This window comes from Streptomyces solicavernae, assembly GCF_029968095.1.
In the GTDB taxonomy this organism is placed as follows: Bacteria; Actinomycetota; Actinomycetes; order Streptomycetales; family Streptomycetaceae; genus Streptomyces; species Streptomyces solicavernae.
This window is the reverse complement of the sequence record NZ_JASCIR010000011.1, coordinates 38,750-59,251: the sequence shown is the minus strand read 5'-3', so window position 1 is coordinate 59,251 and position 20,502 is coordinate 38,750. Positions and strand designations below refer to the sequence as shown.

General features: G+C 72.7%; 22 protein-coding genes. 5 read left to right on the top strand and 17 right to left on the bottom strand.

The window, feature by feature from the left end; all coding sequences use genetic code 11:
- Positions 1 to 394: 394 nt before the first annotated feature.
- Together QIS99_RS15310 and QIS99_RS15305 are read right to left on the bottom strand one after the other, a co-directional pair.
- Positions 395 to 889, bottom strand: a complete 495-nt coding sequence (locus QIS99_RS15310) for a peptidylprolyl isomerase (protein ID WP_282513882.1) — start codon at positions 887 to 889, stop codon at positions 395 to 397.
- A gap of 95 nt (positions 890 to 984) precedes the next feature.
- On the bottom strand, positions 985 to 1,473 hold the full coding sequence (locus QIS99_RS15305) for an HPP family protein (RefSeq protein ID WP_282513881.1): 489 nt from the start codon (positions 1,471 to 1,473) through the stop codon (positions 985 to 987).
- 346 nt (positions 1,474 to 1,819) lie between these two features.
- Here QIS99_RS15305 and QIS99_RS15300 point away from each other — a divergent pair, with 346 nt between their 5' ends.
- Positions 1,820 to 2,362: a type 1 glutamine amidotransferase domain-containing protein gene (locus tag QIS99_RS15300; RefSeq protein WP_282513880.1), complete on the top strand. Its 543-nt coding sequence runs from the start codon at positions 1,820 to 1,822 to the stop codon at positions 2,360 to 2,362.
- A gap of 43 nt (positions 2,363 to 2,405) precedes the next feature.
- Complete coding sequence (locus tag QIS99_RS15295; protein ID WP_282513879.1) at positions 2,406 to 3,062, top strand: HhH-GDP family DNA glycosylase; 657 nt, start codon at positions 2,406 to 2,408, stop codon at positions 3,060 to 3,062.
- A 24-nt stretch (positions 3,063 to 3,086) separates the two neighbouring features.
- Here the strand turns inward: QIS99_RS15295 and QIS99_RS15290 are convergent, their stop codons facing one another.
- From QIS99_RS15290 to hsaA (QIS99_RS15245), 10 genes are all read right to left on the bottom strand, one after another.
- Positions 3,087 to 4,412 carry a MalY/PatB family protein gene (locus QIS99_RS15290; protein ID WP_408909564.1) on the bottom strand — a complete coding sequence of 442 codons (1,326 nt, stop codon included), beginning with the start codon at positions 4,410 to 4,412 and terminating at the stop codon, positions 3,087 to 3,089.
- Between the two features lie 89 nt (positions 4,413 to 4,501).
- On the bottom strand, positions 4,502 to 4,942 hold the full coding sequence (locus QIS99_RS15285) for an SPW repeat protein (RefSeq protein WP_282513877.1): 441 nt from the start codon (positions 4,940 to 4,942) through the stop codon (positions 4,502 to 4,504).
- Between the two features lie 120 nt (positions 4,943 to 5,062).
- Positions 5,063 to 5,884: an SDR family oxidoreductase gene (locus tag QIS99_RS15280; protein WP_282513876.1), complete on the bottom strand. Its 822-nt coding sequence runs from the start codon at positions 5,882 to 5,884 to the stop codon at positions 5,063 to 5,065.
- A 62-nt stretch (positions 5,885 to 5,946) separates the two neighbouring features.
- Complete coding sequence (locus tag QIS99_RS15275; RefSeq protein ID WP_282513875.1) at positions 5,947 to 6,150, bottom strand: hypothetical protein; 204 nt, start codon at positions 6,148 to 6,150, stop codon at positions 5,947 to 5,949.
- Positions 6,150 to 6,632, bottom strand: coding sequence for a flavin reductase family protein (locus tag QIS99_RS15270; protein WP_282513874.1), 483 nt, complete (start codon positions 6,630 to 6,632; stop codon positions 6,150 to 6,152). Before QIS99_RS15270 ends, QIS99_RS15275 begins: the two co-directional genes overlap by 1 nt.
- Positions 6,620 to 7,513: a VOC family protein gene (locus QIS99_RS15265; RefSeq protein ID WP_282513873.1), complete on the bottom strand. Its 894-nt coding sequence runs from the start codon at positions 7,511 to 7,513 to the stop codon at positions 6,620 to 6,622. The genes QIS99_RS15270 and QIS99_RS15265 overlap by 13 nt, the downstream gene beginning before the upstream one ends.
- Positions 7,514 to 7,538: 25 nt before the next feature.
- On the bottom strand, positions 7,539 to 8,486 hold the full coding sequence (gene hsaD / locus QIS99_RS15260; RefSeq protein ID WP_282513872.1) for a 4,5:9,10-diseco-3-hydroxy-5,9,17-trioxoandrosta-1(10),2-diene-4-oate hydrolase: 948 nt from the start codon (positions 8,484 to 8,486) through the stop codon (positions 7,539 to 7,541).
- Positions 8,486 to 9,652 carry a 3-hydroxy-9,10-secoandrosta-1,3,5(10)-triene-9,17-dione monooxygenase oxygenase subunit gene (hsaA, locus tag QIS99_RS15255; protein WP_282513871.1) on the bottom strand — a complete coding sequence of 389 codons (1,167 nt, stop codon included), beginning with the start codon at positions 9,650 to 9,652 and terminating at the stop codon, positions 8,486 to 8,488. The genes hsaD and hsaA (QIS99_RS15255) overlap by 1 nt, the downstream gene beginning before the upstream one ends.
- Before the next feature lie 204 nt (positions 9,653 to 9,856).
- Positions 9,857 to 11,419, bottom strand: a complete 1,563-nt coding sequence (locus QIS99_RS15250) for an FAD-dependent oxidoreductase (RefSeq protein ID WP_282513870.1) — start codon at positions 11,417 to 11,419, stop codon at positions 9,857 to 9,859.
- A 147-nt stretch (positions 11,420 to 11,566) separates the two neighbouring features.
- Entirely contained in the window at positions 11,567 to 12,733 is a 1,167-nt protein-coding gene (gene hsaA, locus QIS99_RS15245; protein ID WP_282513869.1) for a 3-hydroxy-9,10-secoandrosta-1,3,5(10)-triene-9,17-dione monooxygenase oxygenase subunit, read from the bottom strand.
- Here hsaA (QIS99_RS15245) and QIS99_RS15240 point away from each other — a divergent pair.
- Both QIS99_RS15240 and QIS99_RS15235 read left to right on the top strand, forming a co-directional pair.
- Positions 12,693 to 13,517: an AMP-binding protein gene (locus QIS99_RS15240; RefSeq protein WP_282513868.1), complete on the top strand. Its 825-nt coding sequence runs from the start codon at positions 12,693 to 12,695 to the stop codon at positions 13,515 to 13,517. The two genes, hsaA (QIS99_RS15245) and QIS99_RS15240, sit on opposite strands and share 41 nt — an antisense overlap.
- Before the next feature lie 14 nt (positions 13,518 to 13,531).
- Positions 13,532 to 15,235 carry a flavin-containing monooxygenase gene (locus QIS99_RS15235; RefSeq protein ID WP_282513866.1) on the top strand — a complete coding sequence of 568 codons (1,704 nt, stop codon included), beginning with the start codon at positions 13,532 to 13,534 and terminating at the stop codon, positions 15,233 to 15,235.
- A 2-nt stretch (positions 15,236 to 15,237) separates the two neighbouring features.
- On the opposite strand, the gene QIS99_RS15230 is transcribed toward QIS99_RS15235, so the two are convergent.
- Together QIS99_RS15230 and QIS99_RS15225 are read right to left on the bottom strand one after the other, a co-directional pair.
- On the bottom strand, positions 15,238 to 16,167 hold the full coding sequence (locus QIS99_RS15230) for an alpha/beta hydrolase (protein WP_282513865.1): 930 nt from the start codon (positions 16,165 to 16,167) through the stop codon (positions 15,238 to 15,240).
- The gene (locus QIS99_RS15225; RefSeq protein WP_282513864.1) at positions 16,164 to 16,928 is read right to left on the bottom strand and encodes an SDR family NAD(P)-dependent oxidoreductase; all 765 of its coding nucleotides are present in this window, start codon (positions 16,926 to 16,928) and stop codon (positions 16,164 to 16,166) included. The genes QIS99_RS15230 and QIS99_RS15225 overlap by 4 nt, the downstream gene beginning before the upstream one ends.
- A 262-nt stretch (positions 16,929 to 17,190) precedes the next feature.
- On the opposite strand from QIS99_RS15225, the gene QIS99_RS15220 reads away from it, so the two are divergent.
- Positions 17,191 to 17,928, top strand: a complete 738-nt coding sequence (locus tag QIS99_RS15220) for a glucose 1-dehydrogenase (protein ID WP_282513862.1) — start codon at positions 17,191 to 17,193, stop codon at positions 17,926 to 17,928.
- 68 nt (positions 17,929 to 17,996) lie between these two features.
- On the opposite strand, the gene QIS99_RS15215 is transcribed toward QIS99_RS15220, so the two are convergent.
- The 3 genes from QIS99_RS15215 to QIS99_RS15205 are packed head-to-tail and all read right to left on the bottom strand — an operon-like array spanning position 17,997 to position 20,473.
- Entirely contained in the window at positions 17,997 to 19,073 is a 1,077-nt protein-coding gene (locus QIS99_RS15215) for a ferredoxin--NADP reductase (RefSeq protein WP_282513861.1), read from the bottom strand.
- On the bottom strand, positions 19,066 to 19,293 hold the full coding sequence (locus tag QIS99_RS15210; protein ID WP_282513860.1) for a hypothetical protein: 228 nt from the start codon (positions 19,291 to 19,293) through the stop codon (positions 19,066 to 19,068). The genes QIS99_RS15215 and QIS99_RS15210 overlap by 8 nt, the downstream gene beginning before the upstream one ends.
- 1 nt (position 19,294) lies before the next feature.
- A complete protein-coding gene (locus QIS99_RS15205) occupies positions 19,295 to 20,473 on the bottom strand; it encodes a Rieske 2Fe-2S domain-containing protein (RefSeq protein ID WP_282513859.1) in 1,179 nt (392 codons plus the stop codon).
- Positions 20,474 to 20,502: the final 29 nt, after the last annotated feature.

Genomic DNA, 20,502 nt, shown 5'->3' with positions numbered 1-20,502 from the left:
TGCCCGGTCGGCGCCGGCCCCGTCACCGGTCCCTCGCTTTCCGCCGCGGCCGCGCCGCCTCGCGCACGGGCCTGCTGTGCATTCCTCACCTGCATCCGCCTGCATCCGCCTCTGCCGGTTCCGCGCGCCCGCGTGCCGGGTCGGCGCCGGTTCCCCCGGGCCCTGCGCAGCGTACCGCTGCGTCCGGGCCTGCCCTTACGGCCCCTCACCGGGGCCGTCTGACACTGCCAGGTTAAGCGAACGGCCGTACGCTCCGGCGGGCCGGTCGGCCACGATCCACGGCCAGGGGCCGGTTTCGGCCGCCGGAACGCGCGAGCACCCGGTGAACGGGTCACCGGGTGCTCGGAGTTCATCGGTGCGCCGGGGTACGGGCGCCGCCGACGGGTGGGCGGGGTCAGGCGTCGACGACACCGGACTTGCTGATGCGGACGTCCGACTTGGTGGCGCCGCTGCGCGAGCCCTCCGCCTCGATGGTCTTGACGACGTCCATGCCCTCGACGACCTCGCCGAAGACGACGTGCTTGCCGTCCAGCCAGGAGGTGATGATCGTCGTGATGAAGAACTGCGAACCGTTGGTGTTCGGCCCGGCGTTGGCCATGGAGAGCTGGCCCGGCTTGGTGTGCTGCAGCTGGAAGTTCTCGTCGGCGAACTTCTCGCCGTAGATGCTCTTGCCGCCGGTGCCGTTGCCGGCGGTGAAGTCGCCGCCCTGCAGCATGAACTCGGGGATGACCCGGTGGAAGCCGGAGCCCTCGTAGCCGAAGCCGTGCTCGCCGGTGGCCAGCTCACGGAAGTTCTTGGCGGTCTGGGGGACCACGTCGTCGTACAGCTTGAAGACGATCCGCCCGGCGGGCTTGTCGTCGATGGTGATGTCGAAGAACACGTTGCTCATGCCCGTATCCTCACATCTTCCCTGCCGGATGGTGAAACGCTCCCGCCCGAGAGCCGTGCGGAAGCATGAGAACCGTACGCACGAAGGCGGGCGCGCTACCAGCTGACCGGATACCGGACCGGGTGGCCGCCTATGCGGCCGGGCAGCAGGCCGATCGCGACGAGCAGGCAGGCGCCGAGCGCGAGGAGCGGCAGGAACGGGACCGGGTGCGGGGCCTGCAGCACCACGATCACCGCGGTGGCCACCGCCGGGGAGTGCGACAGGTGGGTCAGCATCATCGCCCCGAGCGAGAGGCCCGCCGCGACGGCCGCCGCCCACGCGCTGCTCCCGGCCACCGCCAGGGTCGCGAAGCCGATCGCCGCGGACATCAGGTGTCCGCCGACGAGGTTGCGCGGCTGCGCGAGGGGCAGGCCGGGAGCACCGTGCACGAGGGCGGCGCTGGCCGCCAACGGCGGGATCAGCAGCGGCTGGTGGAGCACCACGCCCACCGTCACGAGCAGCATGAGCGCACCGATCGCGAAGACGGTGACCCGCAGCAGGTGCGGGAAGCTCGGCCTGGTGGCGGCGGACGGCGGCGTGGTCATGCGTACTCCGGGGCGGTACGGGGGCGGTACGGGGCAGTGCGGGGCAGTGCGGGGTGGTTCGGGCGGGACGCACAGATCCTAAACAGATTGTTTAACTCGCAGCACAGGCGGTCCCCATGGCGAGACGCGCTCTCCCGCCGGGTTCCGGCGGGCGGAGGTGTCGGGGGCGGGCGCACGGGTACTCGGCGGTATTCGGAACTTCCGGGCCTCCGTTTTCCTACGGGACTTCCGAGAACTGCCCTACGGGACTTCCGAGGACTTCCCTACGGGACTTCCGAGGACTGCCCTACGGGACGAGAATTGCGGGGAGAACGAGGAGAGAGCGAGGAGAAGGCGAGGAAAAGTCATGCGTGTCGCGTTCCTGGCGGCGCCCGAGGGCGTCGAGCAGATCGAACTCACCGAACCCTTGAAGGCGGTGTCCGAAGCGGGCGGTACTCCCGTACTCGTCTCCACCGAGCCAGGCCGGATCCAGGCCTTCCACCATCTCGACAAGGCGGACACGTTCCCCGTGGACGAGGTGGTCGGCGACGCCACCGCAGGTGCCTTCGACGGGCTCGTGCTGCCGGGCGGCCTGGCCAACCCGGACGCGCTGCGCCTGGACGACCGGGCCGTGTCGTTCGTACGGGACTTCTTCGACCTGGGCCTGCCGGTCGCCGCGATCTGCCACGCGCCGTGGATGCTGGTCGAGGCCGACGTCGTCTCCGGCCGCGTGCTCACCTCGTGGCCGAGCCTGCGCACCGACATCCGCAACGCGGGCGGCACCTGGGTCGACGAGCAGGTCAAGATCTGCGACCACGGGCTGAACGCCCTGGTCACCAGCCGGAAGCCGGGCGACCTGCGGGCGTTCGGCGCGGCGCTCCTGGAGGTGTTCAGCCGCCAGAGCGTGTGAGCGGAATGACCGCCTTCTTCCAGGGATGCTTCGGGACGTCACCATGGGCAACGACACGAGCCGGAGAGTGCTGGGCGCACTGCTGCACGGCCACGGGCGGACGTACGCGGCCGAAGCCGGAATCCGGTTGCGGAACACCCCCCAGCCGCTCTACCGCACACTCGTCCTGGCGCATCTGCTGAGCGCCCGTATCCGCGCCTCGGTCGCCGTCGCCACATCGCAGGCGTTGTACGAGGCCGGGATGCGCGACGCGAGACGGATGACGGAAGCCGGCTGGCAACAGCGCGTCGACGCCCTCGGCCGCGGCGGCTACCGCCGCTACGACGAACGCACGGCGACCCAACTGGGCGACGCGGCCCGGCTGCTGCTCGACCGCTGGGACGGGGACCTGCGGGGCCTGCGGGACGCGTCCGACGGCGACATCGACCACCTGCGCCGGCTGCTGCGGGAACTGCCGGGATTCGGACCGGTGGGCGCCGACATCTTCGTACGCGAAGTCCAGGACGTATGGCCGGAGTTCGGCCCGTTGCTTGACGCGAAGGCGCTGCAGGGCGCCGAGCGGCTCGGGTTGCCGCGGGAGGCCCCCGCGCTCCGGCGGCTGGCCGAGGGGCAGGGGGCGACGGACGCGGAGCTGGCCTCGGCGCTCGTGCGGGCCGCCCTGGACAAGGAGATCGCGGAGGAGTGCCGGGACGCCGGCTGATGGCAGGGGGTGCCGGCGCGGTGCTCAGTGCGCGTGTCCGGCGAGCGCCCGCCCCATCCGCGTCAGCGCCTGAGTGAGGACGGACCGGGACGTGGCGAAGTTCAGGCGTACGTGGCCCGCTCCGCCCGTGCCGAAGATGTGGCCGGAGGAGAGGGCCACCCTGGCGTGGTCCAGGAAGAACCGGGCGGGGCCTGCCAGATCCGTGACCACGGCGGGATCGGCGGCGCCGGGATCGGCGGCACCGCGTTCGGCGGCGCCGGGTTCGGGGGCGAGGCCGAGGGCGCGGCAGTCCAGCCACGCCAGGTACGTGCCCTCCGGCCGGGCGTACCCGGCCCCGGGCAGGTGCGCGGCGACCAGTCGGCCGAGCAGCGCGCGGTTCGCGTCGAGGCCCGCGAGGAGTGCATCCAGCCACGCGTCCCCGTCCCGGTAGGCCGCGGTGTGGGCGATGACGCCGAGGTGGCTGGCGCCGTGTGCAACCTCCTCCGGCATCCGGCGCAGGTCGGCCGCCGCCTCAGGCCCGGCGAGGGCGAGCGCCGCCTTGATCCCGGCGAGGTTCCAGCCCTTGGTCGCCGACATGAGCGAGAACGCGTCCTCGGCGCCGGGCACGCTCAGGTAGGGCGTGAACGCGGCGCCCGGCAGGACCAGCGGGGCGTGGATCTCGTCGGCGACGACCCGGACCCCGTACCGCCGCGCCAACCCGGCGACGGCCGACAGCTCCTCGTGGGTGTGCACCGTGCCGGTGGGATTGTGGGGGTTGCTGAGGAGGTGAGCGATCCGGCCGTGGGGGTCGCGGGCGCGGGCGCGCCGGTACGTGTCCTCCAGGACGGCCGGGTCGATGCGCAGGCCGGGACCGAGGGGGGCTTCGACGACGCGGCGGTCGTCGTGGGTGATGAAGGCGTAGAACGGCGCGTACACCGGGGAGTTGACGACGACGGGGTCGCCGGGTCCGGTGATCAGGCGCAGCACCTGGACCGCGCCCGTCATCACGTCCGGGATCATCGCGGCGCGGTCCGTGGCCACCCCGTCCCACTTCCAGCGGCGCGCGGCGAAGCCGGCCAGGGACTCGGCGAACTCGGTTCCGGCGGGGTATCCGGTGTCCCCCGCGTCGATCGCCTCGCGCAGCGCGTCCGCGACAGGCCGGGCGAGCGGGACGTCCATCTCCGCGACCCACAGGGGCAGTACGTCCTCGGGGTGCGCGCGCCATTTCATGCTGCGGCGCCGGCGGAGCCGGTCCAGGGAGATCTCCTCCAGGGGGTTGGCCCCCTCACCGGACGCTCCGGAAGCTGAGGAAGCTGCGGACGCTGAGGCGTGTGCGGGGCTGCGCCCGCCGTTGCTGCTCATCCTCAGCATTGGACTGCGCGCACGACCGGCACGCAAGAGGTCGGCCGGTCCGCGGGGTGCGGACCGGCCTGGCAGGAGGTGTGCTCCCGATGTTCGGGCTACGCCTTCGGGACGCTCTTGGCCGCCGTGCCGGCGCACAGCATGCCGAGGACCACGGCGACGACGCCGATGATGATGTTGTTCAGGACGACCCCGGCGTCCGGGCTGGTGCCGACGATCCACGGCGCGATGATCATCCAGGCGCCCATCGTGCAGAACGCCCAGCTGAGGCCGTACATGCGCTCCGGAGCCCGGGTGAAGCCGAGGGCCAGGAGGCCGATCGCGATGCCCATGATCAGGTTGTGGGCGACGAGTGCGGGCTGGCTCGTCGTGTAGTGGAGGATCCAGGGGGATGCGGCGCAGTACAGACCGAGCAGGAACACCGGTCCGTCCACGAGCGCCACGTCGCGGCCGCCGAGCATGCGGGCGTAGCGATCCCGCATTTCGGAGACATCGGGGTGGGCAGATATGTCACCTCTGGTGGGCTGCACGTTGGCCATGACTTGTCTCCTTTGACCTGCAGGCCTGACCGCATCGGCTGCGGTGTGCGGTATGCGCCGCCTAGGAATATTTTGCGCTTATTTCCCCTTTATGTGTAGAGGTCGTGGGGCTTGTCATGGTCACCAGGTGCGCTCCCCTCGCAGCACCGCGTCCGCTCCCCCGTCCGCGAACACGATCTGGCCCGTGACCAGGGTGTTCTCCGGGGAGGTCAGCCAGGCGACCAGCGGAGCCAGCTCCTTTGGGGCGGCGGGGCCGCTCAGGGGCATCGGGACCGCCTGCTCCACCACGGGGCGCATCTCCGGGTCGTCCAGGAGCGGTTGAGTCATCGGCGTACGGATCACTCCGGGGCCGACCGCGTTCAGCGGGATGCCCGCCCCGGCCCAGTCCGCGGTGACGGCGGCGCGCCTCACCCAGCGGGAGACGGCGGCCTTCGACGACGCGTACGCGAGGTGCCCCTCACCCCGGTCGACCGCGGCCTGCGCCGCCGCCACCGCCGCCTCCTCGTCGCCCGCGAGGGCCGCCTCGACCGTGGCCTCGTCGGTCGGATGCACGGCGTCGACGGAGCCGATGACCAGCGCGCGGGGCGCGGTGCCGGCGGCCAGCAGGGGGCGCAGCCCCTCCAGGGTGGCGACGGCGCCGAAGTGGTTGACGCGGACGGTGCGCGGGTCGAAGTGCGCGATGCCCGCACAGGCGATCACCGCATCAAGCCGGCCATCGGTCAACTTCCTTGCCTGGGCGACGAGTTGGGTACGTCCTTCGGCGGTGGCCAGGTCGGCGGAGATGCCGCCGCCCTCGATGGCTGCGCCCTCGCTCCCTGTGCCCTGGATGTCGGCGCCCTGGATGTCGGCGCCGATCACCGCGTGGCCGAGTGCGCGCAGATGGTCGGCGGTGGCCCTGCCGATGCCGGAGGCCGCTCCGGTGACGAGGTACGTACGGGGCATGGGTGTTCCCTTTCGCTGCGGGCGGGACGGGTGCTCTGCGGGCGGTCCGGGCCCGCGCTCAGTCACGGTCCGAGGGGCGGTCGACCGTGGTCGCGGACCGGTGCGCCGTAGCGGCCGGGGGCGGTGGCCCGAAGCCGGTGGCCGCCCGCGCCGCCGCCGGGTGGGCGTGCCGCGGGTTCCGGGTCGTCCCACGAGACGTCGGTGCGTACGGGTGGCTCGGCGGTCGCCTTCGCCACGTCGACGGGCATCAGCACGTCGACGGGCATCAGAACGCCCCCGCCGCGTACCGGCTGCGGAAGTACAGCAGGGGGCTGCCGTCCTCGCGGGCGTCCAGGGCCACCACCTCGGCGGTCGCCAGAAAGTGGTCGCCGGCCTCGTGCACGGCCCGCAGTTCGCACTCGACGGCGGCGAGCGCGCCGTCGATCCGGACGGTGCCGTGCTCGCTGACGCGCCACGGGACGGCTGCGAACTTGTCGGCGCCGCTGCGGCCGAGCGAGCGGCAGACCTCCTGCTGCTCGGCCGCGAGGATGTTCACGCAGAACCTCCCCGCGCGTTCGATCCGCGGCCAGCTCACCGACGTACGCCCGGCGGCGAGCATGACCAGCGGCGGGTCGAGGGAGAGCGAGGCGAAGGACTGGCAGGCGAAGCCGACCGGCTCGCCGTCGTCCAGGGCGGCCACCACGGTGATGCCGCTCGCGAACCGGCCGAGCACGTCCCGGAAGGCGTCGGGGCCGATCAGCCGTTCCACTGGTGGCCCCAGAAGCTGTCGGCGGTGATCTCCTTCGCGACCCAGGTGGCGGGGTCGACGAGCAGGCCGTCCCAGCCGTACTCGACCTGGAAGCCGCCGGGCGCCTGCGCGTAGAAGGACACCATGTGGTCGTTGGTGTGGCGGCCGAGGCTGGACGCGATGGGGATGCCGGCGGCGTTCATGCGGTCCAGGCCGCGGCCCACGTCGTCCAGGGTCTCCAGCTCGACCATGAAGTGCACGATGCCGGGCGGGAGCGCGCCCGGGTACAGGCCGAGGCTGTGGTGGCGGCGGTTGGGGCCGAGGAAGTGCATCCAGTGGAAGTCGCGCTGCTCGGCGGCGGTCGGGACGGCCTGCGGCGGCAGCCGCATCGAGTCGCGCAGTTGGAAGCCGAGCACGTTCTCGTAGAAGTCGAGGGCGGCCTCGATGTCCGCGACGGGCAGCACGACGTGTCCCAGGCCGAGTTCGCCGGTGACGAAGCGGTTGCCGTAGGGCGTGCCGAGGGCGGTGTGGTCCTGGGCCTGGCCCCAGTAGATCTCCAGGGGGTTGCCGCAGGGGTCGGTCACCTGGATCAGGTCGCGGACGCGACGCTCGGCGATCCGGCCGCCGTCGGCGTGCTTGACGGCATGCCCCGCATCCTCCAACTCCCGTGCGGCACAGGCAAGTTCGGCAGCGTTCGCGACCTCCCAGCCTGCGGCGAGCAGCCGGTCGCTCCCGCCGGCCTGGACGACGATGCGGTGGCTGCGGTCGTCGATGCGCAGGCGAAGGGTGTCCTCGGTGCTGTCGGCGCTCTCGACCATGCCGAGGATGTCGAGGGCGTACGTGCGCCACTCGTCCAACTTCGTCGTCTCGATGCACAGATAGCCGAGCGAGCGAATATCCATGGTGGCTTCCTTACGGGTACGGGGTTCAGTGGGCGAAGAAGTCGACGGCCAGGCGGTTGAACTCGTCGGCCTGTTCGACCTGGGCCCAGTGGCCACAGTGCGGGAAGACGTGCAGGCGGGCGTCGGGGATGGTCTTGAGGGCGACGAGGGCGCCGTCGAGCGGGTTGACGCGGTCCTCGCGGCCCCAGGTGAGCAGCACGGGCTGGGTGATGCGGTGGGCCTCGCGCCACAGCATCCAGTCCTCCTGCCGGGCCGGGTCGGCGAACGCCGCGCCCATGCGGGCGTTGCCCAGACGGGTCTCGGGGTCGGTGGCGGAGGCCCAGCGCTCCTCGACCAGCTCGTCGGTGACGATGGACTGGTCGTACGCCATCACACCGAGGAAGGCGCGGAGTTGGTCCTTGGTCGGCTCGGGGGCCGCGTTGAACTCGAAGAGGCGCTTGATGCCCTCGGTCGGGTCCGGCGCGAACAGGTTGACGGAGACCCCGCCGGGGCCCATCAGGACCAGCTTGCCGACCTTGCCGGGGTGGTTCAGGGCCATGCGGACGGAGGTGCCGCCGCCGAGCGAGTTGCCGACGAAGTGCGCCTGGGCGATGCCGAGTTCGTCCATCAGGGCGGCCACGGTGTCCGCGCTGTAGCTGAAGTAGTCCTTGTCGAGCTCGGGCTTGTCGGAGCGGCCGAAGCAGACCTGGTCGACGAGGAGGGTGCGGAAGTGCTCGGCGAAGACGGGCAGGTTGCCGCCGAAGTTGGACCAGGCGGAGGCGCCGGGGCCGCCGCCGTGCAGCATGATCACCACGGGGGCGTCGGGGCGGTCCTGCGGTCCGGCCTCGTGGTAGTGCAGGGTGAGGCCGGCGGCGGTCTTGGCGGTGCGGGACGTCGACGCGTAGGTGTGGACGGCCGCTTGGGGCCCTGGCTCCCCTGGAGTCCCTGGAGCCCCTTGAGCCCCTTGAGTCCCTTGAGTCCCTTGAGTCCCCATCAGAGCATCGTGTCCTTGATGTCGAGGTCGAGGGCGGCCTGGCCGTACAGGGTCAGGGCGCGCTCGGGGTCGTTGGCGGCGTGGCCGCGGCCCGCGTGCACGTCGCGCCAGGCCCGCTGGACCGGGTTGGGTCCGGTGCGCATGGCGTTGCCGCCGGCGTTCTCCATCAGCAGGTCGACGGCGGCGACGGCGCGCTCGGTGGCGAGGACCTGGTCGCGTCGGGTGCGGGCGCGCAGCTCCGTCGGCAGTTCCTCGCCGCGCTCGGCGTACGCGTACAACTCGCTCATGTTGCGGGACAGTTGGAGCCAGGCGGCGTCGATGTCGCTGCCCGCGCGGGCGATCCGGACCTGCGCGAACGGGTCGTCGGCGACCTTCTGGCCGTAACTGACGCGGATGCGCCGCGTGGTCGCCTCGACGTATGCCTCGTAGGCGCCCTCGGCGATGCCGACGATCGGGGTGGAGATGGTGGTGGTGAACACGCCCGCGTACGGGAGGCGGTAGAGCGGCTCGTGGTTGAGCTCGTGGCCCGGCACGTCCAGGGCGGTGACCGGGCCGAAGCTGAGGGCGCGGTGCTCGGGGACGAAGACGTCCTCGACGACGACGTCGTTGGAGCCGGTGCCGCGCAGGCCGACGGTGTCCCACACGTCGTCGACGCGGTACTCGCTGCGCGGGATCAGGAAGGTGCGCATGTCGACGGGGTTGCCGTCGGCGTCCGCGACGAGGCAGCCGAGCAGCACCCAGGCGGCGTGGTCGCAGCCGGACGAGAAGTGCCAGCGGCCGGAGAGCCGGAAGCCGCCGTCGACGGGGGTGGCCTCGCCGGTCGGCGCGTACGAGGAGGCGATGCGGGTCTTGTGGTCCTCGCCCCACACCTCCTGCTGTGCGCGCGGGTCGTAGAGGCCCACGTGCCACGGGTGCACACCGACGACCGAGGCGACCCAGCCGGTGGAACCGCAGGCCTTCGCGATCTCCTTGACGGCGCGGTAGAAGACCGTGGGGTCCGCGGCGCGGCCGCCGAAGGCGGTGGGCTGGAGCAGCTGGAAGAAGCCGGTGTCCTCCAGCTCCTTGACGGAGTTGTCCGGTACGCGGCGCAGGCTCTCCGCCTCGGCCGCGCGCTCACGGAAACTCGGGGCGAGGTCACGGACCGCTGCCAGGACGTCTTCGGCCATGGGGCATCCCCTCTCTGGGTCGTGGCGGGTGGGTGTGCGGGTGGGTGGGTGTGCGTCTGGGTGTGCGTGTGGTCGGTGGGTGCGAGGAAGGTACGGCCGGGTGGAGGTGCGGGGAAATGCGGGACTCCCACTGAGCGGGAAGGGCGGCCTGCGGCGCCGTTGTGGCTGGTCGCGCAGTTCCCCGCGCCCCTTTCGGGGCACGGTTCAGGCCGCCCGGCGGAACGCCATGTGCACCGCCGCCACATGCCCGAACACCATCGCCGAGCCGATCGGGACCCCCGGGCCCGGGTAGTGGGGGCCCGCCACCGACGCCGTCGTGTTGCCCGCCGCGTACAGGCCCGGAATCGGCGCGCCGTCCTCCCGCAGGACGCGCGCCTCCGCGTCCGTGCGTACGCCGCCCTTCGTACCGAGGTCGCCCAGCACGATCTGCACGGCGTGGAACGGGCCGTCCGAGATCGGCACCAGGCACGGGTTCGGTCCGTCCCCCCGGGCGAAGAAGCGGTCGTACGGGTCCTCGCCGCGGTGGAAGTCGGCGTCGACCCCGCGCTGCGCGTGCCCGTTGAAGACCCGCACCGTGTCGCACAGCGCCTCCGCGCCGACGCCGATCCGCTCGGCGAGCGCGGCCAACGTGTCCGCCGTACGCCACAGCCCCGCCTCCGTGAAGGCGGCGCGGTCCGCGGGGACCACCGTGATGCCCGGCAGCTCGTCGCCGAAGCGGTCGTCGAAGACCCACCAGACCGGGTTGTCGTGGCTCGTGCCCGCCTTCGCCGCGAGCAGCTGCCGTCCCATCCGGTCGTACGGCAGTGACTCGTTGGCGAAGCGGCGGCCCGATCCGTCGACGAAGATGCCGCCGTGCAGGCCGAGCGTGAACGCGGCCGAGCCGTCGGGGAAGCGCAGCGACGGGCACCACCACGACTGGTCGAGGCCTGCGAGCGCCGCGCCCGCCTCGGTGGCGGCGGTGATCGCGTCGCCGGTGTTGCCGCCGGGCGCGCCCATCGTCCAGTCGGCGCCGGGCAACTCCTGCCAGGCGCGGCGCAGTTCGGCGTTGGCCTCGAAGCCGCCCGCCGCGAGCAGTACGCCCCGCCGGGCGCGGATCCGCAGCGTACGGCCGTCCCGCTCGGCCTCCGCGCCGATGACCGCGCCGTCCTCCGTGACCAGACGCGTGAGCGGGGTGCCGAGCAGGGTGCGGGCGTGGCCCGTGGACTCCAGGGCGAGCAGCAGGCGGGCGATCAGGGCCCGGCCGTCCGTGAACGGGCCCTCGGGCGTGGCGAGTCCGAGGCGTTCCGCCCAGGCAGGGGGCCGGACCGCGGCGAGCAGCGCAGGGGCGCCGTCGGGCGCGGGCAGGTCCACCGGGAAGACCGCGCGGCCCGTGTCGGCACGGCCGGGGGCCGGGAAGTAGTCGGGGAACGGGCGGTACTCGAACCGGACGTGCGGGTTTGCCTCCAGGAACGCCACCGTGTCCGCGGCGTGGTCGAGGTAGGCGTCCTGCAGCGGGTGCTCGGTGGCGTCGCCGACCACCGCCCGGAAGTAGGCGCGGCCGAGCTCGGCCGAGTCCTCGACGCCGGCGCGGGCCTGCGCCTGGTTGCCGGGCAGCCACAGTCCGGCCCCGGCGTATGCGGTGGTGCCGCCGAAGTAGCGGGTCTTCTCGACGACGAGGGTGTCGAGGCCACGGGCGGCCGCGCCGTACGCGCCGGTGAGGGCGCCGCCGCCGGAGCCCACGACGAGGACGTCGCACTCCTCGTCCCATGTGTGCGCGGTGTCAGCCATCTCGTCCCTTCCCTGGGTGGGGCCGGGCCCGGGGACCGTCCGGGGCCGGGAGGGGACGAGTATCGGCGGGTGCGGGGCGTGCGGCCACGGCGGCTTCCCACTGGGTGGGAATCGGGCCTCCGGCCGCCGCGTACGGTCCGCGAGCCCTCACACCATCGAGTCGTGCACCTCGACGCCGAGCGCGTGCCGGCCGTACAGCGTGAGGGCGCGTTCCAGGTCGTTGGCGGCCTGGCCGCGCCCCGTGCGCAGGTCCCGCCAGGCGCGCTGCAGGACGCCGCCGCCCGCGCCCATGACGCCGCCGCCCGCGCTCTCCACCAGCAGATCGACCGCGGTGACCGCGCGTTCGGTGGCGAGCACCTGGTCCCGCCTGGTCCGCGCGCGCAGGCCCGGCGCGGGCTGCTCGCCGCGCTCGACGGCCGCGTACAACTCCCGCGTGTTGCGGGTCAACTGCAGCCGGGCGGCGTCGATCTCGCTCGCCGCGCGGGCGATGCGGACCTGCGCGAACGGGTCGTCGGCGGCCCGCGGGGTGCGGCCTGCGGGGGTGCGGCCTGCGGGGGTGCGGCCTGCGGGGGTGCGGCCTGCGGGGGTGCGTTCGCGGGCCGCGGTGACGTGTTCCTCGTACGCGCCCTCCGCGATGCCGACCATCGCCGTAGAGATGGTGGTGGTGAAGACGGCGGCGTACGGCAGGCGGTACAGGGGCTCGGAGTTGAGGCGGTGGCCGGGGCAGTCGAGGGCGTTCACCGGCCGGTAGCCGAGGCTGCGGTGGGCCGGGACGAACGCGTCCTGGACGACCAGGTCGTTGCTGCCGGTGCCGCGCAGGCCGACGGTGTCCCAGACCCGGTCCACCGTGTACGCGGAGCGCGGCACGAGGAAGGTGCGCAGGTCCACGGGGCTGCCCTCGCCGTCCGTGACGAGACCGCCGAGGAGCGCCCAGCCCGCGTGGTCGCAGCCGGACGAGAAGTGCCAGCGACCGGACAGCCGGTGGCCGTCGCCGGTTGTGGTCACGGTTCCGGTGGGGGCGTACGAGGAGCACACCAGGACCGACGGGTCGGCGCCCCACACGTCGTCCTGGGCGCGCGGGTCGAACAGCGCCACGTGCCAGGGGTGCACGCCGAGCACGGCGGCCGCCCAGCCGGTGGAGCCGCAGGCCCTGGCGATCTCCTGCACGGCGGCGTGGTGGACGGCCGGGTCGGCGGCGAACCCGCCGTACGCCGTGGGCCGCAGCAGCCGGAAGAAGCCCGCCTCGGAGAGTTCCGCGACGGACTCGCCGGGCATGCGCCGCAGCTCCTCGGTGGTGACCGTGCTCGGCCGCATGCAGGACGAGCGCATCTCCGTGCTGACCGGCGCCCCGACCGTGTTCACCTCGCTCATCCAGCACCCGGGGCGCGCCGCGTACGACCTGTCCGCGATGCGGATGGCGGGCACCGGTGCCGCGAACATCCCGGCCGAACTCATCCACGGGATACGGGAGTTCATCGGCGCCCGGAACATCTTCACCGCGTACGGGCTCACCGAGTCCAGCGGCGTGGTGTCGATCTGCGCGCCGCACGAGTCGGCCGAGACCCTGGCCCGTACGTCCGGAACGGCGCTCGCCGGCACCGAGCTGCGGATCGACGCGCCGCCGGGGCAGCCCGGCGAGATCCTCACGCGCGGCCCGCACGTCATGCACGGCTACCTGGACGACCCGGAGGCCACCTCGGAGGCCGTCGACGCGGACGGCTGGCTGCACACCGGTGACGTCGGGACGCTCGACGAGCGGGGCTTTCTGCGGATCACGGACCGGCTGAAGGACATGCTGGTGGTGGGCGGTTTCAACGTGTACCCGGCCGAGGTGGAGCAGGTGCTGCGCGGGCATCCCGCCGTCGCGGACGCGGCGGTGGTGGGTGCGCCGGACGAACGGCTCGGGGAGGTCGGTGTCGCGTACTGCGTGCCGAGCGCCGGGGCGCGGATCGACGCGGCGGAGCTGGCCGCCTGGACGCGGGAGCGGCTCGCCAACTTCAAGGCCCCGCGGGCCTTCCACTCGCTGGCCGGGCTGCCGCACAACGCGGCGGGCAAGGTCGACAAGAACGCACTGCGCCTGCGGGCGATGACCGGATGAGGAGCGTTGCGAACGTGAGGGACGTGAGGGACAACAACACCGAGCCCGGGGATGCCGTGAACACCGTGGATGCCGCGGATGCCGTGGATGTCGTGGTGGTCGGGGCGGGCGTCACCGGCCTGTACGCGGTGCACAAGCTGCGTGAAATGGGTTACCGGGTACGGGGGTTCGAGCGCGGCGCGGACGTGGGCGGCGTCTGGTACTGGAACCGCTATCCGGGGGCGCGCTGCGACGTGGAGTCCGCGGACTACTCGTACTCCTTCGACGAGGAGTTGCAGCAGGAGTGGGACTGGAGCGAGAAGTACGCCACACAGCCGGAGATCATGCGCTACCTGAGCCATGTCGCCGACCGCTTCGACCTGCGGCGCAGCTTCACCTTCGGCACCTCGGTGGTGTCGGCGGAGCTGGACGAGGAGACGCTGCGCTGGACGGTGCGCACGGACGGCGGGATAGGCGGGGGCGGCGCGGACGGCGGGGACGGCAGGGTCGGCGGCGAGGTGCTGTCCGCGCGGTTCTGCGTGTTCGCCGTCGGATGCCTGTCCAGCACGCATCTGCCGTCGGTCCCGGGGCTCGACACCTTCGCCGGGGCCACGTACCACACGGGTGAATGGCCGCACGAGGGCGTGGACTTCACCGGTCTGCGGGTCGGGGTGATCGGCACCGGCTCGTCCGGCATCCAGTCCGTGCCGCTGATCGCCGACCAGGCCGCGCAGCTGACGGTCTTCCAGCGCTCGGCCAACTACAGCATCCCGGCGGGCAACCGGCCGCTCGACGAGGCGGCCCGGCGCGAGCTGAAGGCCGGGTACGCGGAGCGGCGCCGCCTGGCCCGGCTCAGCGGCGGCGGCTCCCCGTTCATGACGCACCCGCGGCGCACCCTGGAGGTCGGCGAACAGGAGCGGCGGGCGGCGTTCGCGAAGCGCTGGGAGCTGGGCGGCGTCCTGTACTCGAAGACGTTCCCCGACCAGCTCACCGACCTGCCGGCCAACGAGGCGGCCCGCGGGTACTGGGAGGAGAAGGTCCGCGCCCGCATCGACAACCCGGCCGTGGCCGACCTGCTCGTGCCCACCGACCATCCGATCGGCACCAAGCGCATCGTGACGGACTCCGGCTACTACGAGACGTACAACCGTGCGCACGTACGGCTCGTCAGCCTGCGCGAGAACGCCATCGAGCGGATCGACGGGCAGGCCGTGGTCCTGGCGGACGGGGAGCGCGTCGAGCTGGACGCGCTGGTCCTCGCCACCGGGTTCGACGCGATGACCGGCTCCCTCGACCGGATCGCGGTCCGCGGCCGGGGCGGGCGGCTCCTCAAGGACGACTGGAGCGCCGGCCCGCGCACGTACCTCGGTCTCGGCACCGACGGCTTCCCGAACCTGTTCAGCCTCGCGGGCGCCGGCAGCCCCTCCGTCCTCGCCAATGTGATCCTCTGCGCCGAGCAGCACGTGGACTGGCTCGCCGACTGCCTCGCACACCTCGACGCGCACGGGTACGCGGCGATCGAGGCGGGCGCGCGGGCCGTGGAGGAGTGGGTCGCGGAGTGCCGCGAGCGGGCGGCGGCCACACTGATGATGTCGGCGGACTCGTGGTACCTGGGCGCCAACATCCCCGGAAAGCCGCGGGTGTTCATGCCGTTCGTGGGGGGCTTCGGGGCGTACGGGCAGATCATCGCCGATGTGGCGGGGTCCGGGTACAAGGGGTTCGAGCTGATCCCGGGCTGATCCTACGTGGCGGCGTCGCGGCGGCCGACGAGCGCCGTTCGCAGCGCGGTGAACGCGCTCGCGCGGGCGGCGGCGGCCTCCGGCAGGTGCGGTGCCATGGTCAGGAAGCCGTGGAACATCCCGTCGTACCGCCCGAGCCGGACCGGCACCCCGGCGGCGGTGAGCGCGGCCGCATAGCGCTCGCCGTCGTCGCGCAGCGGGTCGAGTCCGGCGGTGACGAGGTGAGCCGGGGGGAGTCCGCAGAGGCCGGTGCGGCGCAGCGGTGCCGCGTACGGGTCGGCCGCGTCCTCGCCGGACGTCAGGTACTGCTGCCAGTACCAGCGCACATGGTCGGCGGTGAGGAACCAGCCCTGTGCGTTGTCCCGGTGCGAGGCGCCGGAGCGGGTGGGGTCGAGCATCGGGTAGTACAGCGCCTGGAAGGCGATCTCCGGTCCGCCCCGGTCGTGGGCGAGCAGGGTGAGGACGGCGGCGAGGTTGGCGCCCGCGCTGTCCCCCGCGACCGCGATCCGCCTGCGCGGGTACGTCTTCGCCGCCCACAGCAGGGCCGTGTACGCGTCCTCGGGGGCCGCCGGGAAGGGGTGCTCGGGCGCGCGGCGGTAGTCGACGGAGACGACGACGGCCTCCGTGGCGTCGGCCATGGCGCGGCAGAAGCCGTCGTGGCTGTCGAGGTCGCAGAGCACGAATCCGCCGCCGTGCAGGAAGAGCACCACCGGTGCGTCCTGCTCGATGCCGGGGTCATAGACGCGTACGGGCACGCCGTCGGCGTCCGTGTCCGTGACGTGGGCGACGGGCAGCGGGGCGACGGCGGGCCCGGGCCGGGCGGCGAAGAACGCGCGCACCTCGGCGATGTCCGTCATCTCCGTGCCGAGCGGCGGAAAGTTGGCGGTGGCGAGGTCGATGACCGCCCGGACCTCGGGGGCGGGCCCGCTCATGCCTCGGCCCCCCGCTGCGGGAACACCGGCATGCGGCCCGCCGAAGCGCCGCCGTCGACGGCGAGTTCGGCACCGGAGAGGTAGGACGCGTCGTCGGACGCGAGGAACGCGACGACGCGGGCGACCTCCTCGGGGTCGGCGACGCGGCCGAGGGGCGCGGCCGGGTGGTCCTTGGTGCCCAGGTGGGCGGTCATGGCCGTGTCGACGGCGCCCGGGTGGACGGAGTTGACGCGGATGCCGTCGGGGCCGAGTTCGAGTGCCGCGGTCTTCGTGAGGCCGCGCAGCCCCCACTTGGCGGCCCCGTACGCGCCGTGCCCCCAGATGCCCTGCAGGCCGGCCTGCGAGGAGATGTTCACGACGGAGCCGCTGCCGCTCGCGCGCAGGGCAGCGGCGGCGGCGCGGATGCCGAGGAACGGGCCGAACAGGTCGACGCGCAGCAGTGCCTCGAAGCGGGCCGGGTCCTCGTCGACGAGGGGGGAAGTGCTGTAGATCGCGGCGTTGTTGACGAGGACGTCGAGACCGCCGAAGCCGTCGACGGCGGTGGCGACGGCCCGCGCCCAGTCCTTCTCGTCGGTGACGTCGTGGCGTACGAACCGGGCTGCCGGACCGATCGAGGCGGCCGTCTCGCGGCCCTCGGCCGCCAGGACGTCGGTGAGGACCACCTTCGCCCCGCAGGCGGCGAACAGGCGGGCCTCGGCCGCGCCCATGCCACGGGCGGCGCCGGTGACGAGGGCGACCTTTCCGGTCAGATCGACGGACATCGGGGGTCCTCCTGGCTGTGGTCGGTCGAAGTTGTCGTCGGTGAAGTTGTCGTCGGTGAAAGTTGTCGTCGGTGAAAGTTGTCGTCGGTCGAACAGGGCGGGGCGGCCCCGGCGGCGCGGGGCGCTCCCGTCGAGCCTGCCCGCGCGGGCGCGTACGCGGCAGTGCGCTTTCCCGGTGAGTGGGAAGCACCGCGAGCCACCGGCCCGGCCCCGCTGCGAGCATCGCGGCGACTGGCATCCATCGGCTCATGGAGGTCCCCGGATGAGCGGCAGGACGGACGGCAAGGTGGTCGTCGTGACGGGCGGCGCGCGCGGCCTGGGCGAGGCGCATGTGCGGCGGCTCGTCGCGGAGGGCGCGAAGGTGGTGATCGGCGATGTCCTCGTACCGGAGGGCGAGGCGCTTGCGGCCGAACTCGGTCCGGAGCAGGCGCTGTTCGTGGAGTTGGACGTGTCGTCCGAGGCGGCGTGGAAGGCGGCCGTAGCCCGTACGGAGGGGGCGTTCGGCTCCGTCACCGGGCTGGTGAACAACGCCGGCCTCGTGCACCGCTGCGCCATCGAGGACCTGACGGAGGCCGACTACCGGCGGGTGATCGACGTCAACGAGATCGGCGTCTTCCTCGGCATGAAGGCGGTGCTGCCCTCGATGCGGGCCGCGGGCGGCGGCTCCGTCGTCAACATCTCGTCGGTCTGCGGGATCGTCGCCTTCTCCCACATCCTCAGCTACACGGCGTCCAAGTGGGCGGTGCGCGGCATGACGAAGGCGGCGGCGCAGGAGTTCGCCCCGTACAACATCCGCGTCAACTCGGTGCACCCCGGCATCGTGGCCACGCCGATGACGGCCGACTCGGAGCGCTCGCACGAGAAGGCGCGGCAGCAGCCGATCCGGCGCGAGGCGCAGCCCGCCGAGGTGGCGAACATGGTGCTGTATCTCCTGTCGGACGAGGCGAGTTACTCGACGGGGGCGGAGTTCGTGGTGGACGGCGGGTACACCAGCCAGTGAGCGGGGCGCGGGCCTGAGGAAGGGGGTGGACCGCGCGGGTCCACCCCCTTCGCCGTGCGGTCGGGGCCTCAGGAGTACGTGACCTCCACCCGGTCGGTGAGCGGCAGCGCCTGGCAGGCCAGGACGTAGCCGTCGGCGAGGTCCTCCTCGTCCAGGACCTCGTTGCGCAGCAGCTTCACCTCGCCGCCCACCACCCGGCAGGCGCAGGCCGCGCAGGCGCCCTCGCGGCACGAGTACGGGGCGTCGACGCCGGCGGCGAGCAGGGCGTCGAGGAGTGGCTGCCCGGACGGCCAGTCGACGGTGTGGGTCTCGTCGTCGAGTGCGACGTGCGCGGTACGGACCGCGGCGGCCGGGTCGGCGACGACGGCGGCCGGTGCCGGGGTGTCGAAGACGTCGCCGCTCAGCGAGAAGAACCGTTCCCGGTGGACGCGGGCGGCCGGGGTGCCTGCCGCCCGCAGCGCCTGTTCCGCCGCGTCCATCAGCGGCGCGGGTCCGCAGAGGAAGGCGTCCCGCCCGGCGTACGGCGCGAGGGCGGCGGACAGCCGGGCCAGGTCGGGCAGGCCGAGCAGCGTCTCCAGCCAGTGGATCATCACGAGCCGGTCCGGGTACTGCTCGGTGAGGCCCCACAGTTCGTCGCGGAAGACGACGGAGGCGTCGTCGCGGTTGGCGTACAGGAGCGTCACCCGGCCGTGGCCCCGCGCGAGGGCGGACTTGGCGATCGACAGGACCGGGGTGATGCCGCTGCCGCCCGCGACGAGCAGCAGGTCGTCGTCGAGCGTGTCCGGGGTGAAGGTGCCGGCCGGGGCCAGCACCTCGATCTCGTCGCCCGGACCGACCCGGTCGCACACCCAGTTGGAGCACCGGCCGCCCGGGACGCGCTTCACGGTGACCTTCATCGGCTCGCCGGTGTGCGGCGAACTGGACAGCGAGTAGCAGCGGGCCGCGGGCCGGCCGTCCGCGCCGGGCAGCCGCAGGGTGAGGAACTGGCCCGGCCGGTAGGCGAAGCGGCCGGTGTCCTCCGGGGCCGGTTCGAGGACCAGGGAGTGCGTGTCCGCGGTCTCGGCGACGACCTCGGCGACACGGACCCGCAGCCGGGGCGAGGGCACATCGGCGGCAGGCTGAGCGGCACTCGCGGGCTCAGACATCCGCGACCTCCAACTCCCCTTCCGCCACGGCCTGTTCGATGCTGTTCCGCAGTTCCCGGCAGGTCCGGATGCGGGCGCTGTGCGCGCCCTCGGCGACCCGGGCCCGGAACTCGGCGCAGGCCACGGCCGCGTCCGCGGTCCACTGCACGGAGGTGTGGGCCGGGCTGAACTTCTCGCACAGGACCTGGTTTCCGCAGGTCAGGCACTCCACGGGCCGCATGTCAGGCCCCGGTCCCCGGCGCCGCCGCCCGCTGGGCCTCGCGCTGGGCCTCGCGCTGGGCGAGGTTCGCGGCGACCTCGGCTCGCCAGGCCTGGTTGGCCCGCTCGGTGTCGATCTCGAACTCGAAGCGCCGCGTCATCTCGTCCTTCACGTCGGCGGTGTCGACGTAGAACTGCTCGTACCAGCGCCGGAGTTGGTAGACCGGGCCGTCCTCCTCGGTGAGGAGGGGGTTGTCGATGCGGGTCTTGTTCTTCCAGATCTCCACGTCCTGCTCGAAGCCCGCGGCCGCGCCCTCCGCGGTCTGCGCGGCGGCCTCCTCGGCCTGCTCCCGCGTCATGCCGGGCAGCTGCCTGACGATCGCGCCGTACTGGAGCAGGAAGCTGTTCTCGTCGATCGGGTAGTGGCAGTTGATCAGGACGATCTCCATCTCGGTGCCGCCGCCGATGTCGCTGTAGAGGTAGTCGATCATGTACGAGGGCCCGTAGTACGAGGCGTCCGAGCGCAGGCCGCCCGCGCTGAGCGTGCCCAGGTCCATGTCGCCGCGCGGGCTGGACTCCATGTACTGGGTGGCGATGTGCCCCTCGAAGACGTTCTTGAAGTACTCGGGGAACGAGTAGTGCACGTAGAAGAAGTGCGCCATGTCGACGATGTTGTCGACGATCTCACGGCAGTTGGAGCCCTCGACGCGGAGCGTCTTCCAGGTCCAGTCGCTCCACTCCCCCGCCTTTGGGCCGTGGACGCCGGGGATCTCGGGGATGGTGACCGTGTCCGGCGGCGGCTTGCCCTCGGGGTCGTGCCAGACGAACAGCTGCTTGTTGCGTTCCAGGGTGAGCCAGCTGCGGGTGCGGGCGCGCGGGGGTACGCGGCGGGCGTACGGGATGCCGGTGCAGCGGCCGTTGCCCGACCAGCGCCAGTCGTGGAACGGGCAGGCCACCGCGTCGCCCTTGACGCTGCCGTGGGCGAGGTTGCCGCCCATGTGGGGGCAGTAGGCGTTCAGGACGTGCAGCTCGCCGTCGTCCTGGCCCTGGAAGACCACGAGTCTGGTGCCGAACGCTTCGATCTCGTGCGGCTGTCCGTCCTTGAAGCTTCTCGCAAGGCCGAGACAGTGCCAGCCGCGGGCGAAGCGCGTCGGCGGCCTGCCCGCGTCGATGACCCGGACCTCTTCGTTGAGAGCAGTCATCTCGTCCTCCGGTTTCGGCTCAGTGCTCG

What these genes read in the sequence shown, in the direction of transcription:
- QIS99_RS15310 (WP_282513882.1), bottom strand. Translation starts at nt 889, where the DNA reads ATGAGCAACGTGTTCTTCGACATCACCATCGACGACAAGCCCGCCGGG.
- QIS99_RS15305 (WP_282513881.1), bottom strand. Translation starts at nt 1,473, where the DNA reads ATGACCACGCCGCCGTCCGCCGCCACCAGGCCGAGCTTCCCGCACCTG.
- QIS99_RS15300 (WP_282513880.1), top strand. Translation starts at nt 1,820, where the DNA reads ATGCGTGTCGCGTTCCTGGCGGCGCCCGAGGGCGTCGAGCAGATCGAA.
- QIS99_RS15295 (WP_282513879.1), top strand. Translation starts at nt 2,406, where the DNA reads ATGGGCAACGACACGAGCCGGAGAGTGCTGGGCGCACTGCTGCACGGC.
- QIS99_RS15290 (WP_408909564.1), bottom strand. Translation starts at nt 4,412, where the DNA reads ATGCTGAGGATGAGCAGCAACGGCGGGCGCAGCCCCGCACACGCCTCA.
- QIS99_RS15285 (WP_282513877.1), bottom strand. Translation starts at nt 4,942, where the DNA reads ATGGCCAACGTGCAGCCCACCAGAGGTGACATATCTGCCCACCCCGAT.
- QIS99_RS15280 (WP_282513876.1), bottom strand. Translation starts at nt 5,884, where the DNA reads ATGCCCCGTACGTACCTCGTCACCGGAGCGGCCTCCGGCATCGGCAGG.
- QIS99_RS15275 (WP_282513875.1), bottom strand. Translation starts at nt 6,150, where the DNA reads ATGCCCGTCGACGTGCTGATGCCCGTCGACGTGGCGAAGGCGACCGCC.
- QIS99_RS15265 (WP_282513873.1), bottom strand. Translation starts at nt 7,513, where the DNA reads ATGGATATTCGCTCGCTCGGCTATCTGTGCATCGAGACGACGAAGTTG.
- hsaD (WP_282513872.1), bottom strand. Translation starts at nt 8,486, where the DNA reads ATGGGGACTCAAGGGACTCAAGGGACTCAAGGGGCTCAAGGGGCTCCA.
- hsaA (WP_282513871.1), bottom strand. Translation starts at nt 9,652, where the DNA reads ATGGCCGAAGACGTCCTGGCAGCGGTCCGTGACCTCGCCCCGAGTTTC.
- QIS99_RS15250 (WP_282513870.1), bottom strand. Translation starts at nt 11,419, where the DNA reads ATGGCTGACACCGCGCACACATGGGACGAGGAGTGCGACGTCCTCGTC.
- QIS99_RS15240 (WP_282513868.1), top strand. Translation starts at nt 12,693, where the DNA reads ATGCGCCGCAGCTCCTCGGTGGTGACCGTGCTCGGCCGCATGCAGGAC.
- hsaA (WP_282513869.1), bottom strand. Translation starts at nt 12,733, where the DNA reads ATGCGGCCGAGCACGGTCACCACCGAGGAGCTGCGGCGCATGCCCGGC.
- QIS99_RS15230 (WP_282513865.1), bottom strand. Translation starts at nt 16,167, where the DNA reads ATGAGCGGGCCCGCCCCCGAGGTCCGGGCGGTCATCGACCTCGCCACC.
- QIS99_RS15225 (WP_282513864.1), bottom strand. Translation starts at nt 16,928, where the DNA reads ATGTCCGTCGATCTGACCGGAAAGGTCGCCCTCGTCACCGGCGCCGCC.
- QIS99_RS15220 (WP_282513862.1), top strand. Translation starts at nt 17,191, where the DNA reads ATGAGCGGCAGGACGGACGGCAAGGTGGTCGTCGTGACGGGCGGCGCG.
- QIS99_RS15215 (WP_282513861.1), bottom strand. Translation starts at nt 19,073, where the DNA reads ATGTCTGAGCCCGCGAGTGCCGCTCAGCCTGCCGCCGATGTGCCCTCG.
- QIS99_RS15210 (WP_282513860.1), bottom strand. Translation starts at nt 19,293, where the DNA reads ATGCGGCCCGTGGAGTGCCTGACCTGCGGAAACCAGGTCCTGTGCGAG.
- QIS99_RS15205 (WP_282513859.1), bottom strand. Translation starts at nt 20,473, where the DNA reads ATGACTGCTCTCAACGAAGAGGTCCGGGTCATCGACGCGGGCAGGCCG.